This is a genomic window from Microvirga sp. CF3062 (assembly GCF_036314045.1).
Classification (GTDB): domain Bacteria; phylum Pseudomonadota; class Alphaproteobacteria; order Rhizobiales; family Beijerinckiaceae; genus Microvirga.
The window spans coordinates 149801-166377 of sequence record NZ_JAYGGN010000003.1 but is presented as its reverse complement, the minus strand read 5'-3'; the positions used below and the strand labels follow the sequence as shown (position 1 = coordinate 166377).

Sequence of the window (16577 nt, the reverse complement as noted above, 5' to 3'; positions counted from 1 at the left end):
CCAATCACAGTTCTCAGGCTGCTAGGCTTCCCTGAGCCGCGGCTGCCTCGCCGCGATAGATGCAGCCTTCCGAGGAGCCGGCCATGCCGCGCTTGAGCTCGACCTCTTCAAGGTTCGGAAAGCGCTCCTTCACCAGCCTCCAGATGTAGGTGGTGACGTTCTCGAGGGAGGCGATGCCGATCTCCGCGTTGAGGTCGAGATTGCCGTGATCGAGGCCGGAGCCGTGCTCGCCCTTGATCTCCTTGATGTAGTTCTCGACGTCGTAGAGATTGACCGGCCAGCCATAGACGTCATCGACGGGTCCGCCGAAGGTGAGCTTGACGATGAAGGTGTGCCCGTGCAGCCCGGAGTAGGGAGCCACCGAATGAGCGGCTTCGAATGTGAACTCGCAATAGGTCTTCATTCAACTTGCTCCAGCGATGATGGATGATGCGCTTGAATCATGGGAGTTGCCGGCACAGGGCGACGAAATTTTGCCTATCATAGAACGCTCGGTGAACCAACAGCACCGGGCATCACGCGACTCTGGCATCCTGTCTTAGGGCCGCCAGCGTATGTACCAGATCTCCCGCAGGCCTCGGCCGTCCGAAGTAGAAGCCTTGGACGTCGGTGCACCCGGCAGACTGGACTTGGCGCAGCTGATCCTCCGTCTCGATCCCCTCCGCCACGGTCGGCATGCCGAGGCTCGCGCCGAGATTGGCGACGGATCGCACGATCGCCAGGCAATCGGCCCGCTGCGACATCTCACGGACGAAGGACTGGTCGATCTTGATCTTGTCGAACGGAAAGCTTCGCAGGTAGCTCAGGGACGAGTATCCGGTGCCGAAATCGTCCATGGCGATGCGCACACCAAGCTGTCGCAGCTGATGCAGCATGGACACGGTCATCTCCGTATCTTGGAGCAACACCGACTCGGTGATCTCCAGTTCCAGCCGCTCCGGATCCAGTCCGGACGCAGCCAGTGCCCGGCCGACGCTCTGCACGATGCCTCTGCTGCGGAACTGAACCGGCGAAAGGTTGACTGCCACATGGATGTTGCGCGGCCATGTAGCGGCGTCCCTGCAGGCCTGCTCGATGATCCAGTCGCCCAGCGGCGAGATGAGGCCGGTATCCTCCATGACGGGGATGAACTCCGCCGGTGAGATGAGACCGCGCTCGGGGTGCCGCCAGCGCAGCAGAGCCTCATAACCGCCGATCTCATTGGCCTTGATGTTGATTTGAGGCTGGTAGAACAGCTCGAACTCGCCGGCTGTCATGGCCTTGCGCAGATCGACCTCCAGCGCCCGGCGTGCCTGCAGCTGCGCATCCATGTCAGTCTCGAAGAAGCGGAACGTACCGCGCCCGTCGGCCTTGGCATGATAAAGGGCCATATCGGCATGCTTCAGGATCTGGCTCGAGGTCACGGGCCCTTGAGGCAGCGCGATGCCGATACTGGTGCCGATGAAGATCTCCTGACCGTTCACGCTGAACGGCGCCCGCAGGGCCTCCACGACCCGGGATGCGAGAGCCGAACTCTCGTCCGGCCTGCTGATGCCCGTCTGTAGGATCGCGAATTCATCGCCACCGAAGCGCGAGATCAGGTTCCGCACCTGGCCCTCGACTGCAGGAATGCAATTCCGGAGCCGCTCGGCGACGGCCTTGAGCAACTCGTCGCCCGTTTCGTGACCGAAGGAATCGTTGACATCCTTGAAATGGTCGAGATCCAGGTAGGACACGGCGATGGTGCGCCCGTTCGGCCTCCTGCTCGCCAGCGCCTGCTCGAGCTGGCTGCGGAGCACCACGCGGTTCGGCAACCCCGTGAGCGCATCCTGATGAGCAAGGACATGCAACTCCTCGTGGGCGTGCCCGAGCAGCCTGTTGTGCCGGTTGAGAAGGAGGATCAGGATGACGCCCACCAGGATCAGGCTCGCGGCAATGCCGGAGAAGACCCAGTGCAGGCGGATGAGTTCCTGCTGATCCTTCTGGACGAGCGCAGCCCCATGATTGTGCGAAGCCGAGGCAAGCTGCGCGAGCGGTCCCTCTAGGGGGCTCAGGATATCAAGAGCTTCCCGTGCCGCTTCCGGTCGCTGGTCGATTTCCTCGATCAGCGGCTGCACCTCCGCAAGTTTTTCCTGGAGTTCGAGAAGGGTCTCACCGTGCTCGGGGTTAACCTGCAGAAGATCCTTGAAGCTTCCTTCGTTCAGAATCTGCGCTCGTCCAAGCAGGATTTCATAGCGCAGCTGCACTTCATCCTTGTCGAACTTGCTGTTGGCGCTGGCGAATTCGGCCAGGCGCTGCTCGAGGCGCATGAACTCGGATGTGGCCTGCCCCGCCTCCCAGGCTGGGTTGTAGACGGAGATCTGGCGCAGCGCGCCTTGGCGCTGAACCACCAGCACGGAGACGTAGACGGCGGCAATCAGGAAGCCGCCGATCACGAGGATGATGACCGCTTTGAATGTGCGCAGCGACAATGGGCAGCCTCCAGACCCAGCCTACCCGTGCTATCTTACGTCGATCCGGGCGACCTGCCAGGCAGACCGGGCATAATAGGTCTGGCTCTTCAGGTCGGGGTTGCTGTCATAGGGATAGATGATGAACAGAGGTCCCTTGTCGCGCACGGACATGTAATCGCCATTTCGCTTGAGGGCGAGGATTACGTTGAACTTCCGAAAATCCTCGACCGGAATGTCGGTCGTGTAATCGTTCAGTGCCACCACCACAACGCGCTGTCCGGTCGCACCAACATGCTGCATCAGCTTGTCGAGGGATATACCTTCGAACGTATTCTTGCCTTCATGCCAGGGCGTCGTCGTCTCGATCTTGACCATGCCGAGAGCTTCGAGCATTGGCCGGTCGAACTGCGCCGTACCATCCTTGTTGGTGGCGCTGATCTTTCCGGAAATCGTCAGGATCGGTCTGTCGGCCGGGGCTGCCAGTGAAGCGGCATAGGCCACTCCCATGGCTGCAATGATCGCGATCAATACCCCGAGCAAGCTCGTTCTCACCTTGGAGACAGACATGAGGACCCTCTACGGAAGAAGTAATGGAAGCTATAAAGCACAAGATAATTGAGGAAACTCTTACATAACTCCGGACGGGAAGCAAAAAATTGGAAATAAAACATTATTACGATTGATGAAAGATGACTTCCTCGTAGCCGTGCGTACTGAGCGATGATGTACGCAAAGTGCCGCGAGTCCTGAGATCACTAGAACCTCAGCCTTCTAGGAGAAGCCGGGAGCGCCGCCCTGGTTAAGACCAGAGCGGCGCATGATGAGAAGCGGCCCGAAATCCCTGCTTCAGAGCGGCTTAAGACCCGCCTCGATCTCGGTCCGGCGCGGCTCCAGGAAGGGCGGCAGAGCGAGGCTCTCGCCGAGCTTGTCCATGGGCTCGTCGGTGGCAAAGCCCGGGCCGTCGGTGGCGATCTCGAACAGGATGCCGTTGGGCTCGCGGAAATAGAGGCTCTGGAAGTAGTAGCGGTCAACCGGGCCGCTCGACGGCGCCTTCAAGGATTGCAGTCGCTCCCAGCATTCCTGATAGGTTCGCTCGTCCGGCGTGCGGAAGGCCACATGGTGCACGCCGCCCGCGCCTGGACGGGCTTGCGCAAGTCCCGGCTCAACGGCCACATGCAGTTCCGCACCTGCGCCGCCCTCGCCCATTTCGAACACCTGAACCGGGGTATCGCCGACGCGATACTCCCGGACCGCCCGCATATCCATGGCGTCGGTGAGGACGAGGGCCGTGCGCTCGAGCTTCGGCACGCTGATCCGGATCGGTCCCAGGCCGCGGATCTGGTGCTCGGCCGGCACGGGGCTGCGCTCCCACGGATGGGCCTCGCCCTGCCCGCCGTCGTCCACGAGGCTCAGACGCTGGCCCTCGAAATCCTCGAAGTCGAGGGAGAGGCGGCCGTCACGCTCGATGATCTCGTCGCTGCGCACATGAAGGGTATCGAAGCGATCCTTCCACCAGGCAAGAGCCCTCTCGCCGTTCACACGCAGGGCCGTCTGGGAAATGCTGTGGGTGCCGCGCCGCTCGCGCTCCGCCGGCCAGTCGAAGAAGGTGATATCAGTACCGGGAGAAGCTTTCCCATCTGCATAGAACAGGTGGTAGGCACTGACATCGTCCTGATTGACCGTCTTCTTCACGAGCCGCAGGCCCAGAGTCTGGGTGTAGAAGGCATGATTGCCGCGCGCATCCGCCGTGACGGCGGTGAGATGATGAATTCCGGTCAGCTTCATGGCGCTCTCCATTTCTGAGAGACGTAAATAAGCCGGCATTCCCGCCGGGGCGAGTCCACCGACCGCCAAGCTGACTTTGCTCAAATGCAAATGCAATGCTGAGGTTGTGGACTCATTGTTCGTTTTGCATCCAGATCTCACACCCTCTGCGTCATCCCCGGGCTTGTCCCGGGGATGACGCAGAGGGATTCAAGCCGCCTTCGCGCGCAGATCGTCCGGCGTAACATCGTCCGGGATCGGGCAGCGATAGGCGCGGCCGCCGGTGCGCTCCCGCAGTTCCACCTTGGCGCGGGCGACGAGGTCTGGATTGCGTAAGACATCGGCGGCGGTGGCCGCCATGGCCTTGTGGGCGGCAGGCAGGTTGCCTTGCGTGACGAGCTGCCAGGTGTGAAACGGCGTCCCGATGGCAAAGCACGCGGTGTGGCACTGCACGGTCGGGACGATCCAGCTCACGTCGCCCACATCGGTGGTGCCCATCATCACTTCCTCGCGGGCCGGCATGGCGAGCACGCCGTCGTGCAGCACCTTGGTCTTGAGCGAGAGATCGTGCGGCTTCACGCTCGCAAGGATCTCCTCCTCGGTCATGGCCGACTTCTGAAGCTTCTCGGCAAAGGCGACATCGGATTCGTCGAAGGCAGGCGGGCCAAGGCGGCGCATGTTCTCGTACATGGCCTCCTGCAGCGCCTTGTTGGGCACGACGTTCGAGGTGGCGTCCGTAATCTGCACGGATACGCTAGTCTCCGTCATCAGCGCAGCACCTTCGGCGATCTTCTTCACGCGCTCGAAAAGCCGCTCCGCATCGGGCAGGTGCGGCGAGCGCACGAGATAGAGCGACTCCGCATAGGCCTGCACCACGTTCGGCGCATCGCCGCCGGTATTGGTGATGGCGTAATGCACGCGCGCATCGGAGGGCATGTGCTCGCGCATGTAGTTCACGCCAACATTCATGAGCTCCACCGCGTCCAATGCCGAGCGGCCTACATGGGGCGCGGCGGCCGCGTGCGCCGCCCGGCCCCTGAAGCGGAAGTACGCCTGGATGCAGGCGAGCGACGAGGTGGTCTGCACCTCGTTGACTACACTCGGATGCCAGCAAAAGGCCGCAGCGAGATCATCGAACAGGCCCGCGCGCGCCATGAAGGTTTTTCCGGACCCGCTCTCCTCGGCCGGGCAGCCGTAATAGCGCACGGTGCCGGCGATGCCCTCCGCTTCAAGTGCATCTTTCAGCGCGACGGCGGCGAGCGCGGATCCTGCTCCGAGCAGGTTGTGGCCGCAGCCATGCCCCGGCGCGCCAGTCACGGTGGGCTTGTGCTCGGCGAGGCCGGAGACCTGCGCCAGATCAGGCAGAGCATCGAACTCGCCGAGGATCCCGACGACGGGACCGCCCGAACCCCACTCGGCCACGAAGGCGGTGGCCATGCCGCCGACCTTCGGCGTGATGCGGAAGCCCTCGCGCTCCAGCATGGCGATCTGCTCGACGACGGCACGATATTCTTCGAAGGCGAGTTCCGGCACGGCCCAGATGCGGTCGCTCAAGGCACAGTAATCCCCGGCCTTGGCATCCACATGGCGGGCAATGACATCAAGGCTCAAACGGTCGTTATGCATGGTCTGATGAAATCTCAGTGTGGTGGGAATGGCGCGACCATAATGCATGAGCGCGCGCATGTGAAAGTCTGGCTCTTTTCCCTCCCCCTTGTGGGGATGGGTGGCCGCGCAGCGGCCGGGGTGGGAGTGCTGGCGCCTGACCTGTATAGGCTATCGCTCACACCCCCACCTCCAACTCCTCCCCACAAGGGGGAGGAGAGTCACCGCTGTGATCTACCCTCAAACCCTCTCGCCCCTGTTCTCCTTGCGCGAGAGAAGAAACCCGCCGGACTGGCGCGACCAGAGGCCGGCATAGAGGCCGCCGTTCTCCAGCAACTCCTCGTGGGTGCCCTCCTCGACGATCCGCGCGTCGTCCATGACGATCAGGCGGTCCATGAGCTGCAGAGTCGAGAGGCGGTGCGCGATGGCGATCACCGTCTTGCCCTCCATCAGCGTCGCGAGCGATTCCTGGATCGCTGACTCGACCTCGGAATCGAGCGCCGAGGTCGCCTCGTCCAGGATCAGGATCGGCGCGTCCTTCAGGATCACGCGGGCGATCGCGATGCGCTGGCGCTGCCCGCCGGAGAGTTTCACCCCGCGTTCGCCCACATGCGCGTCGAAGCCGCGACGCCCGCGTCCGTCGACAAGGCGCTCGATGAAGTCGGTGGCGTGAGCCTGGCGCGCGGCCTCGCGCATCGCCTCTTCGCTGGCATCCGGCCGTCCGTAGAGGATGTTCTCGCGGATGGAACGGTGCAAAAGCGACGTGTCCTGCGTCACTACCGAGATCTGTGCGCGCAGGCTCTCCTCCTGCGCGTCGGCGATGTCGTGCCCGTCGATGAGGATGCGGCCGTCCTGCGGCACGAAGAAGCGCAGCAGCAGGTTGACCAGCGTGGTCTTGCCGACGCCGGAGCGGCCCACGAGGCCGATCTTCTCGCCGGGCCTTAAGGTGAGATCGAGCCGGTCGATCACCGTGTCGCCCTCGCCGTAGGAGAAGCTGACGTTCTCGAACCGGATCTCGCCGCGCGACACGTGCAGGGGCTTGGCGGTCGGCTTGTCCTGCATGGTGAGCGGGCGCGAGATGGTCTTCATGCCCTCCTGCACAGTACCGAGATTCTCGAAGATGCCCATGACCTCGAAGGCCACCCAGCCGGACATGGAGACGATCTGCGTGGAGAGCAGCAGCGCCGTGGTCATGGTGCCGGCATCGACGCGGTTTTCGCTGAACAGCCACACGGCCACGGCCCCGGTGGCGACCAGGAAGACGGCGTTCAGAAAGGTGAGGCCTGCCACGTAGAGCGTGTTGATGCGCTGCTGGCTCATGAAGGCGTCGTTGAGCCGGCTGTAGCCCTCGCTGATGTACTCGTCCTCGTCCTTGCGGCGCCCGAACAGCTTCACCGTCATGATGTTGGTGAAGCTGTCCACCACCTTGCCGGTGACGGCGGAGCGCGCCTCGCTGGAGACGCGCGAGCGCTTCTGGATGCGCGGCACGGACAAGCCAAGCAGCGTGGCATAGAGCACGAACCATCCAGCCATGGGGATGGCGAGGCGCCAATCCTGCGTGCCGAGCAGGCCGACGGAGGCCGCGCCGAAAATCAGGATCTGCCAGACCGCGCGGGCGACGGAGAGAACCGTCTCGCGTAGGGGCCGCCCGGTCTGCAGCACCCGGTTGGCAATGCGGCCGGCAAAATCCTCCTGGAAGAAGCCGAGAGGCTGGCGCACCACGTGCCAGTAGTTCTGCCAATGCACCATCGCGGTGAAGGACACCGCGAGCGAATGGTTGACGAGGAGCCGGAACAGGATCGTGCCCACCGGCCGCACCAGCAGGATGATGGCCGCCATGGCGATCAGCAGCGGCCCGGCCTCATCGAAGATGCCTTCCGGAGAGGTGGTCGACAGGGCATTAACGAGGCGCCCGATGAGCCAGGGGATCAGCGCCTCGAAGACGGCCAGCACGAAGCCCAGCGCGAACAGGGCAATAAACAGGCCCTTCGCCTGCCGGATGAAGTGCCAGTAGAAGCCCCACAACGTATCTGGAGGCGACTCCTCCGGCGGCTTCTTCCTGAAATCGATGCGGGTTTCGAAAAAGCGGAACATCAGGGCCTGCGTTCGTTTCGACCCGAATCAACTGGGCCAGCGGCCGGAATGATGCAGCATTCTTTGGCTTGAGGGTGGCAGTCGCGATGAGTTGAAGGCTTGGGATTTCCTCCTCAAGGCATCGCGGTTCATAGGGGAGGACACAGGAGCCCAGATTTAGTGGATAAGTTAGAGCCCACCAAAACTTTCTAGCAACCTTGAGCGTTATGCCTAGTTCTTGTCATTGGTAAGTGCGTTTTGTTGAGAGACTCAGCCAATGGCCGAAAAGCCCCCTGAAATCGCAGTCAAAATTCTTGGTCTGATAGAGGCAAATGCATCGGGATGGCTTGGAATTGCTGCACTAGTCTTAATCGTCTCATTAGTTTTTTTGGTAGCAAAACTGCCTATGTGAGCTGGACCTACAAAACAGCCGATATTTTTTTTGATCTTTTCCCTGGGACGGGGGCAGTGAAGGAGCGGCACCCTACCCCACAGCAAACAAATCCCGAGGCTCCGGCCCTTGCGGCTCTTCAAAAGCGTTCGGATCGCCTGGGCCGGTTTCCCAGCCGAGATCGGGGAGCGCGATGATGCGCAGGCCGCGCGGGTCGTTGCGGGTCACCACGATGTTGCGGGTTTCCATATAGGCGATGAGGCGTCGCGCCCGGCCGGGCGAGCGGCTGCCGCAGGCACGCGCAATCTCGCCGTCCGGCGGACAGGGCGAGCCTTCCATGGCCGCGCGGGCGATGAGCAGGTAGATGCCCTGGATGTCCTCCGTGAGATCGGCCGCGAACGTCACGGCGCGGTCCCATTCCGTGCCCTCGGCAGTAGCCATGTCGACGCCGGCGCGGGCGACCGCGAGGCGACGACGGAAAGCGTTGAGGTTCAACGGCTCGCCGGCCACCCGGCGGATGCGGCAGCGGACGAGAAAATCCTGATACAGAACGGCCACGGAGCGGAAGGCGGCCTCCCGGTCGTCGAGGATCTCGCGCAGGATCGCATCGAGCGCAGCCTCGCGCTCGGCCTTGGACTGCTCGGTCTCCTCCGCCTGCGGCTCGGGTGCCGCGGCAGGCCGGGTGCGGGCGAGCTGAGCCAGCAGGTCGTTGGTGGAGGGAGCCGGCGGGGGCGGTGGGGCGCGGCGCGGCATCACCGGCCGGGCGGGCTCGTCCTCGCCCGCCTTGAAGATGAGGTCGCGGGCGTCTTGCCTCTGCTGCTCGGGCAAAGGCATGAGCGTGAAGGTGCCCGTGCGGGTGGAGGTTTCGACCTTACCGATGCGGATCGGCAGCGGGCGGCGCGACAAGGCGGGGCCCAGCGCCACGAAGTGACCGCGCTCAAGGTCGCGGAACATCTCGGCCTGGCGGCGCTCCATGCCGAGAAGGTCGGCGGCGCGGGCCATGTCGATGTCGAGGAAGGTGCGGCCCATGAGGAAGTTCGAGGCTTCCGCCGCCACGTTCTTCGCGAGCTTGGCGAGGCGCTGCGTGGCGATGATGCCGGCGAGCCCTCGCTTGCGGCCGCGGCACATGAGGTTGGTCATGGCGCCGAGCGAGACTTTTCGGGCCTCGTCCGATACTTCGCCTGCGGCGGCAGGCGCAAAGAGCTGCGCCTCGTCCACCACCACGAGCATGGGATACCAATAGTCGCGCTCGGCATCAAAGAGGCCGCCCAGGAAGGCGGCCGCGCAGCGCATCTGCGCCTCGGTGTCGAGGCCCTCCAGGCTGAGCACCACCGAAACCCTGTGCTGGCGCACGCGGGCGGCGATGCGCTGCAGGTCGCCCTCGCTGCGTGAGGCATCCACCACCACATGGCCGAACTTGTCGGCCAGGGTTACGAAATCGCCCTCGGGGTCGATGATGGCCTGCTGGACGAGGTTGGCGCTCTGCTCGAGAAGGCGGCGCAGGAGATGCGACTTGCCGGAGCCGGAATTGCCCTGGACGAGCAGACGCGTCGCCAGAAGCTCTTCGAGATCGAGCAAAGCCGATTGTCCCCCGGGGGCGGAGGACGCCACTCCCGAAGAAACCTGTCCCATGTCGATGCCAGCCTTCATCAGCCTCCCTCGTATCATCACGAAATCTGGTATGGTCCTAACACGGCGAGGCTTAAGGAAGTGCCGGGCGAGTGGGCGCTCTCCACAGGCGAGATGCCCTATCCCCAGCCGCGATGCCGCAGGATCCGAGCATCGGACCCAAAAGTGGACTTGCACTTTTGGGATCGATCCGATGCTCTATCCCTTGGCTGGCGCATCGTTAACGCGGAAAACCGGGTCCACTTTTCACTGACGCGGCCCTCTGGGTCCGCACGATGCGCCAATGAAACCTCTGAGCCCAAGGATCATTAATCCGGGCCATATTCCTGCTCAGGATGGACGATGCCGATCCCTGCCTCCCGAATCACCAGTGACGCTCAGATGATCCGGGTCCAGAGCACGACCCCTGGCACGGAAACGCCAGGATCGCAGACCACGCCGCCCGGCGCAGCGGAGACGGAGGGGGCGTTCGGCATCTTCGGGATGATCATCTCAGGGCTGATCATCATCTTCGCCATCGTGCTGCTTTACATGCGCTCGCGGAACCGGCGCTGATCAGTCTGCGACCGACGCCTCCGCCGCCTTCACGGCGCCGCCTCGCAGGGGCAATTCCTTCAGGGCCAGCAGGAAGGCGAGCGCCAGCCCGAAGCCGACCATGGCGGCCAGGAACACGTAGCTGAAGACGTCGGCGAGATTGACGCCGCTCTGCGCTGCCGCTTCGCCCATGGCCTCGAAGCTCGCCGCGCCCGTGATGCCTGAGCCGCTCAGCACGATGGCGCCGAAGATCGCCACGATGAAGGCGCCGCCGAGCGAGCGGAAGAAATTGGCCGTGCCCGTGGCGGTTCCCATCTGGTGCGGCGCTACCGCGTTCTGTGTCGTCACCATGGTGACCGGGAGTAGCGTACCGAGCCCGATGCTGATGATGCCGAGCATGACCTCGATGGCGGTGATCGACAGTCTCTCGCCATAAAGGAACAGCACGCCCATGGCGATGATCGCCACCATAAGGCCGGCCGTCGGAAGCCGCTTGTAATGCTTCACCCTGGCCATGGTCTGGCCGGACAGCGTCGCGCCGACAACGGTGCCCGCCATAAGCGGGATGAGGGCCAAGCCCGACAGGCTCGCCGAGAGGCCGCGCACGGTCTCGAAATAGACCGGCAGGTAGATGGTGAGCCCGATATAAGTACCCATGCCAAAGCAGGCCGCGAGCACCCCCATCCGCACCACCGGGTTGTGGAGCACCCCCGAGGGAATCAGCGGTTCCGGGGCCAGCCGCATGCGCAGGGCGAAGAGGCCCCATAGCACCAGAGAGCCGGCGACAAGCCCGAGGATCGGCAAGGATCCCCAGGGATAGCGGATGCCGCCCCAGCTGAGGGCAAGCAGCAGCACGACGGTCGCGGCCACTATGAGTACCGCGCCCAGGAGGTCGAGCCGGTGCGGGCGCTCGTGGCGGGGCAGCTTCTTGAGGGTGCGATGGGCGAGCAGGAAGGCCACAAAGCCGAGCGGCAGGTTGATCCAGAAGATCACGGACCAGTGCATCTTCTCGGCAAAGAAGCCCCCGAGCACGGGGCCGAGCAGGCTCGAGGACATGAAGACGCTGGCGAAATAGGCCTGGTAGCGGCCGCGCTCCCTGGGAGACACGATGTCGGCGATGATGGTCTGGCCCATGGCGATCAGCCCGCCTCCGCCAATGCCCTGCACGCCGCGGGCCAGGATGAGGAAAAACATGCTGGGCGCCAGCGCGCAGGCGATGGAGCCGATGATGAAGATCACGATGCCCACCAGCATGATGGTGCGCCGGCCATAGGAATCGCTGAGCTTGCCGTAGAGCGGCGTCACGGCCGTGGAGGTCAGGAGATAAACCGTCACGATCCAGGACAGGTGTTCCAGGTCGCCGAGTTCGCGGCCGATGGTGGGAAGCGCCGTCGCGATGATGGTCTGGTCCAGGGCCGCCAAGAACATGGCGAGCAGCACGCCGACGATGATGGTGCGGATTTCAGCTTGGCTCAGAGGCTTGTTCTGAGCGCCGTGCAGGTGTGCAGGGGGAGATTGGTCCATCGTGTCCATCGTGTTCCGGCAGGCTCATCTAGGGGACAAGCCGAGGGTATGTCGAACCTGTACCTGCAGGGCTGGTATGCGTTCCGGCTCAAGACTGAGCTAAGTGACAGCTCCATCCACAGGTTCCGACTTTTTGGCGGCTGTTTCAGAGCCCTGCCTCTGGCAACGATCCGCAGCGTTCCTCTATTGTTCGCGCCATGCCGTCCCGCACCCACATCACACTCGCACAGGCCCGGCGGATCGCGCTGGCTGCTCAAGGCTTCCATGAAGGCCGCCCAGCCGGCGCCACCAAGCGCCATGTGAGCCGCGCCCTGCAGCGCTCGCACCTGCTCCAGATCGATTCGGTCAACGTACTGGTGCGTGCCCATTACATGCCGCTGTTCTCGCGGCTCGGCGCCTATGATCGTGGGCTGCTCGAAAAGACCGCTTATCATCCCAAGAAGCGAGAGGCCTTCGAATACTGGGGGCATGAAGCCTCTCTGATCCGGCTCGACCTGCACCCGCTCTTCCGCTGGCGCATGGAGCGCGCCGCGCGGGGCGAAGGCACCTATGGCGGTCTTGCCCGGTTCGGGCGCGAGAAGCGCGCCTTCATCGAGCAGGTGCGCCGCGAGATCGAGACGCGGGGGCTGATCGGTGCGGGCGAATTGTCCATCGGCGGCAAGGGCAAGGGCTCCTGGTGGGGCTGGAGCGACGGCAAGCGGGCGCTCGAATGGCTGTTCTGGGCGGGCCAGGTCACCACCGCCACGCGGCGCGGCTTCGAGCGCGTCTACGACCTGCCCGAGCGGGTGCTGCCCTCCGACATCCTGAACATCCCGACACCCTCGACCGAGGAGGCGCAGCGGGAGCTGCTGCGGCTGTCCATCCGGGCGCTCGGCATCGCCTCGGAGCGGTGCCTGCGCGACTATTTCCGCCTGGAGCCGCAGGACGCCAAGGCGCGCATCCCCGAGCTGGTGGAGGCGGGCGACCTCATCCCGGTCACGGTGGATGGCTGGAACGGCCCGGTCTATCTCGATCCCCAGGCCAAAATTCCGCGTCGGGTCGAAGCGCGGGCGCTCGTGTCGCCCTTCGACCCCATCGTCTGGGAGCGCACGCGCACGGAACGGCTGTTCGATTTCCGCTACCGGATCGAGATCTACACCCCGGCCGAGAAGCGGGAATTCGGCTATTACTGCCTCCCCTTCGTGCTGGGCGAGCGCATCGTCGCCCGCGTGGATCTGAAGGCCGACCGGGCGGCGGGGAATCTCATCGTCCACTCCGTCCATCCGGAAGCCTCGGTTGCCCCTGAGGAGATCGCCCCAGCTCTGGGAGACGAGCTGCGCCTCATGGCCGAGTGGCTCAACCTCGGCTCCATCACGGCGCCGAAGGAATGGCGCATGCGGCTGCAGGTTTGAGCCTCCCGAAACCGCCCAAGGCTCGCCAGACGTCCCGATCCTCCTATGTCATGAGGCCATGAACACGCTTCTCACCCCCGCCACCCGCCTGTGGTTCCGCCTGCGGCTCAACGAGATCGGCCCGCTGCTCTCGGTGTCCGCCTGCGGCTTCTTCGCCTGGGCCTTCATCACGCTTGCCGACGAGGTGCAGGAGGGCGAGACCCATGCGCTCGACAGCCAGCTCCTGTTGGCCCTTCGCGATCCGCAGAATCCGGCTAATCCCCTCGGGCCCTCCTGGCTCGAGGAATCGGCCCGGGACATCACGGGCCTTGGCGGCTACGCCATTCTGTCGATCATCACCCTGGCCACATGGGCCTACCTGATGATGACCCGGAGACAGGGCGCGGCCCTTCTGGTGATCGTCGCCATCGTCGGCGGCATGCTGATCTCCACCGGCCTCAAGATGGGCTTCGAGCGGCCCCGGCCGGATCTGGTACCCCACGCCACCCGGATCTACACCGCAAGCTTCCCGAGCGGCCATGCCATGATGTCGGCCATCACCTATCTGACGCTCGGTGCCCTGCTCGCCCGCGTGGAGAAGAGCCGGCGCGCGAGCGCCTTCATCATGGGGCTTGCCATCATCATGACCCTGCTGGTCGGCGTGAGCCGCGTCTATCTCGGCGTCCACTGGCCGAGCGACGTGGTCGCCGGCTGGTCGGTCGGCGCGGCCTGGGCGGCCTTGTGCTGGTTCGTGGCCCTGCAGCTGCAGCGCCGCGGGCAGGTGGAGAAGCCGGGCGAAACCTCGCGTTTATCCGACGACAAGCCGGAATGACGGACGAGACCGGCAAACCCATCCGCAAGCCGCCGCGCAAGGTCACGGCGGCCTACCTGCAGCGGGCTGCCATGTCCTATCTCGAACGCTATGCCTCCTCGGCCGAGAACCTGCGCCGGGTGCTGCGCCGCAAGGTCGACAAGCGCTGCCGCCTGCGCGGCGAGGATCCGGCCGAGTTCCACGACATGATCGACGAGGTGGTGGCCAAAAGCCTGAAAATCGGCCTCATCGACGACACCCGCTATGCGGAAGCCCGCGTCGCCACCTTGCGCCGCCGGGGCGGCTCGGCGCGAGCCATCCAGGCGAAGCTCTCCGCCAAGGGCATCGACCGCAGCACCATCGCGGCGGTTCTGGAAGGAGAGGAGGGCGACGAGGAGCAGGCGGCCCGCGCCTTTGCCCGCCGCCGCAAGCTCGGACCCTTCCGCCCCGGCGAGCGGGCGCCCTATCGCGACAAGGACCTGGCCGCAATGGCCCGCGCGGGTTTTCGCTTCGATGTGGCGCGGAGCGTCATCGAAGGCGAGCGGGACGAGGACAAGATTTAGGCACCTTCCCGCACGAACATGATCGTCGGCTTGTCCTTGTAGGTCGTGCGACAGAACTCCCGGTAGCCGCATTTCTCAGCCACACGGATGGACGGCTCGTTCTCAGGAGCGATGATGCAGGCTGTGCGCCGGGAGCTGATATGCGCGTCGCCCCACGCGATGGCGGCGCGTGCGGCTTCCGTCGCATAGCCCTTTCCATGCGCATGGGGCGCAAGGGCCCAGCCGATCTCTGGCATATCGTCAAGGGACGGCTCGATCTCGCGCCGGAAATCCGCGAGTCCGACTTCTCCGATGAAGCGCCCAGACTCTTTCTCGACGATAACCCAGTAGCCGAAACCGAGTGATGTCCAATGCCCGACATTGCGCAGCAGCCGTCCCCATACCTCTTCCCGGAACGAAGGCCTGCCGCCGATGAAGCGGGTCACTTCCGGATCGGTCCAGAGGGCGATGTAATCGGCGAAGTCGTCGAGCCTGTGCCCTCGTAGGGTGAGGCGTTCAGTTTCAATGATGGGAGCAAGATCGCGCGCAAGAGGGGAACTGGACATCAGGAAACCCGGGCATGGAGGTGTTTGTAGAATCGAACGTGCTTCATAGCAGCCCTGCGCCAACGTTGACCGCAAGTGCCAGGACGGTGGTGTTGAAGAGGAAGGACAGGATCGTGTGCGCGAGCGCGAGGCGGCGCATGCGCCGGGAGACGATCGCCACGTCTGAAGTTTGCGCTGCGGCGCCGAGGTTGAACGAGAAATACAGAAAATCCCAGTAATCGGGCCGGCTTTCATGCGGAAAGGCCAAGCCGCGGCGCTCACCCGCATCGCCGTAATATTCGTGCGCATAATGAATGGCGTAAATCGTGTGCACGAAGAACCAGGAGCACAAGATGGTGACGCCAGCCATCCCGAGGCGGAAGGCCTGCTGCCCGGTCTGACCATCGCGCATGCCGGCGAGTTCCACGGCGATCGCAGCGAGGCTCGCGATGGAGGCCCCCAGCGTCAGGGCGAGGACCACGACGGCGCTCTCATCCTCTTGCGCCGCCCGCTCCTGCATCTTCGCCGTGGAGGAGCGCAGCGCCATGAGCCAGGCGAGCCCCAGATAGCATACGACCCCGATGTCCCAGGCGACAAGCAGGCGCGAATTCACCAGCCATGAGGACGGCAGAGCGGCAAAGACCAGACAGGCCACGAGAGCCGAACCGAGAAGCCGCGAACGCAGACGGGCCTTGAGATGCATCATGGCTCAACTCTTCACGAGAATAGCGGGCGGCCCCTGGAGCTTGGTTGTCCCTGTTCTAGATGACCAAGCCTCATCGCAAAAGGAGATCAGGATGAACCGCAAGGCAAGAGCCGTCTGGCAGGGCACGGGCAAAGAGGGCACCGGCCACCTCACCTCGGATTCCGGCGTTCTGTCCTCGACGCCCTATTCCTTCAAGACGCGCTTCGAGAACGAGAAGGGCACCAATCCGGAGGAGCTGATCGCCGCCGCCCATGCGGGCTGCTTCACCATGGCACTCGCCTTCCAGCTTCAAGGCGCGGGATTTACGCCGAACGAACTCGCCACGGAAGCAGTCATCTCCCTCGAACAGGAGGGCAGCGGTTTCACGATCAAGAAATCGGCCCTGACGCTCAACGCCAACGTGCCGGGCATCGACCGGGCCAAGTTCGAGGAGCTGGCGCGTGCGGCCGAGAAGAACTGCCCCGTGTCGAAGGTGCTCAACGCCGAGATCACGATGGATTTCACGCTGGCGTAAGTGCATCCCTGCATCACTCCTCACGTCATGGCCGTCCCCGGACTTGATCCGGGGATCAGTCCCGGCCATCCACGTTTTAGGAGCTACAGAGTCGGAAAGACGTGGATGCCCGGCACGAGGCCGGGCATGACGGGTGA

Annotated in this window: 15 protein-coding genes; 5 read left to right on the top strand and 10 right to left on the bottom strand. The window is 64.0% G+C overall.

Annotated elements, in window-relative coordinates; all coding sequences use genetic code 11:
• Nucleotides 1-13 precede the first annotated feature (13 nt).
• From VB618_RS06955 to VB618_RS06925, 7 genes are all read right to left on the bottom strand, one after another.
• Nucleotides 14-403 (bottom strand): 6-carboxytetrahydropterin synthase, encoded by a 390-nt coding sequence (locus VB618_RS06955; RefSeq protein WP_329795862.1) that lies wholly within the window; start codon nucleotides 401-403, stop codon nucleotides 14-16.
• Nucleotides 404-515: 112 nt separating this feature from the next.
• Nucleotides 516-2450 (bottom strand): putative bifunctional diguanylate cyclase/phosphodiesterase, encoded by a 1935-nt coding sequence (locus VB618_RS06950; RefSeq protein WP_329795861.1) that lies wholly within the window; start codon nucleotides 2448-2450, stop codon nucleotides 516-518.
• 30 nt (nucleotides 2451-2480) lie between these two features.
• A complete protein-coding gene (locus tag VB618_RS06945; protein ID WP_329795860.1) occupies nucleotides 2481-2999 on the bottom strand; it encodes a molybdopterin-dependent oxidoreductase in 519 nt (172 codons plus the stop codon).
• A 279-nt stretch (nucleotides 3000-3278) separates the two neighbouring features.
• Nucleotides 3279-4217 (bottom strand): ring-cleaving dioxygenase, encoded by a 939-nt coding sequence (locus VB618_RS06940; protein WP_329795859.1) that lies wholly within the window; start codon nucleotides 4215-4217, stop codon nucleotides 3279-3281.
• Between the two features lie 189 nt (nucleotides 4218-4406).
• Nucleotides 4407-5822: a M20 family metallopeptidase gene (locus VB618_RS06935; RefSeq protein WP_329796153.1), complete on the bottom strand. Its 1416-nt coding sequence runs from the start codon at nucleotides 5820-5822 to the stop codon at nucleotides 4407-4409.
• 219 nt (nucleotides 5823-6041) lie between these two features.
• Entirely contained in the window at nucleotides 6042-7895 is a 1854-nt protein-coding gene (locus VB618_RS06930; protein ID WP_329795858.1) for an ABC transporter ATP-binding protein, read from the bottom strand.
• A gap of 463 nt (nucleotides 7896-8358) precedes the next feature.
• Nucleotides 8359-9915, bottom strand: a complete 1557-nt coding sequence (locus tag VB618_RS06925) for an ATP-binding protein (RefSeq protein ID WP_329795857.1) — start codon at nucleotides 9913-9915, stop codon at nucleotides 8359-8361.
• A 321-nt stretch (nucleotides 9916-10236) separates the two neighbouring features.
• On the opposite strand from VB618_RS06925, the gene VB618_RS06920 reads away from it, so the two are divergent.
• On the top strand, nucleotides 10237-10449 hold the full coding sequence (locus VB618_RS06920) for a hypothetical protein (protein WP_329795856.1): 213 nt from the start codon (nucleotides 10237-10239) through the stop codon (nucleotides 10447-10449).
• On the opposite strand, the gene VB618_RS06915 is transcribed toward VB618_RS06920, so the two are convergent.
• Nucleotides 10450-11952 (bottom strand): MDR family MFS transporter, encoded by a 1503-nt coding sequence (locus VB618_RS06915; protein ID WP_329795855.1) that lies wholly within the window; start codon nucleotides 11950-11952, stop codon nucleotides 10450-10452.
• A gap of 197 nt (nucleotides 11953-12149) precedes the next feature.
• Here VB618_RS06915 and VB618_RS06910 point away from each other — a divergent pair, with 197 nt between their 5' ends.
• The 3 genes from VB618_RS06910 to VB618_RS06900 are packed head-to-tail and all read left to right on the top strand — an operon-like array spanning nucleotide 12150 to nucleotide 14696.
• Nucleotides 12150-13343 carry a winged helix-turn-helix domain-containing protein gene (locus VB618_RS06910; RefSeq protein WP_329795854.1) on the top strand — a complete coding sequence of 398 codons (1194 nt, stop codon included), beginning with the start codon at nucleotides 12150-12152 and terminating at the stop codon, nucleotides 13341-13343.
• Between the two features lie 58 nt (nucleotides 13344-13401).
• On the top strand, nucleotides 13402-14154 hold the full coding sequence (locus VB618_RS06905; protein WP_329795853.1) for a phosphatase PAP2 family protein: 753 nt from the start codon (nucleotides 13402-13404) through the stop codon (nucleotides 14152-14154).
• Nucleotides 14151-14696 (top strand): regulatory protein RecX, encoded by a 546-nt coding sequence (locus VB618_RS06900; protein ID WP_329795852.1) that lies wholly within the window; start codon nucleotides 14151-14153, stop codon nucleotides 14694-14696. The genes VB618_RS06905 and VB618_RS06900 overlap by 4 nt, the downstream gene beginning before the upstream one ends.
• On the opposite strand, the gene VB618_RS06895 is transcribed toward VB618_RS06900, so the two are convergent.
• Both VB618_RS06895 and VB618_RS06890 read right to left on the bottom strand, forming a co-directional pair.
• Nucleotides 14693-15241: a GNAT family N-acetyltransferase gene (locus VB618_RS06895; protein ID WP_329795851.1), complete on the bottom strand. Its 549-nt coding sequence runs from the start codon at nucleotides 15239-15241 to the stop codon at nucleotides 14693-14695. The genes VB618_RS06900 and VB618_RS06895 overlap by 4 nt on opposite strands.
• Before the next feature lie 43 nt (nucleotides 15242-15284).
• Nucleotides 15285-15926, bottom strand: a complete 642-nt coding sequence (locus VB618_RS06890; protein WP_329795850.1) for a DUF1345 domain-containing protein — start codon at nucleotides 15924-15926, stop codon at nucleotides 15285-15287.
• A 91-nt stretch (nucleotides 15927-16017) separates the two neighbouring features.
• On the opposite strand from VB618_RS06890, the gene VB618_RS06885 reads away from it, so the two are divergent.
• Nucleotides 16018-16440 carry an OsmC family protein gene (locus VB618_RS06885; protein WP_329795849.1) on the top strand — a complete coding sequence of 141 codons (423 nt, stop codon included), beginning with the start codon at nucleotides 16018-16020 and terminating at the stop codon, nucleotides 16438-16440.
• The last annotated feature ends 137 nt before the right edge of the window (nucleotides 16441-16577 follow it).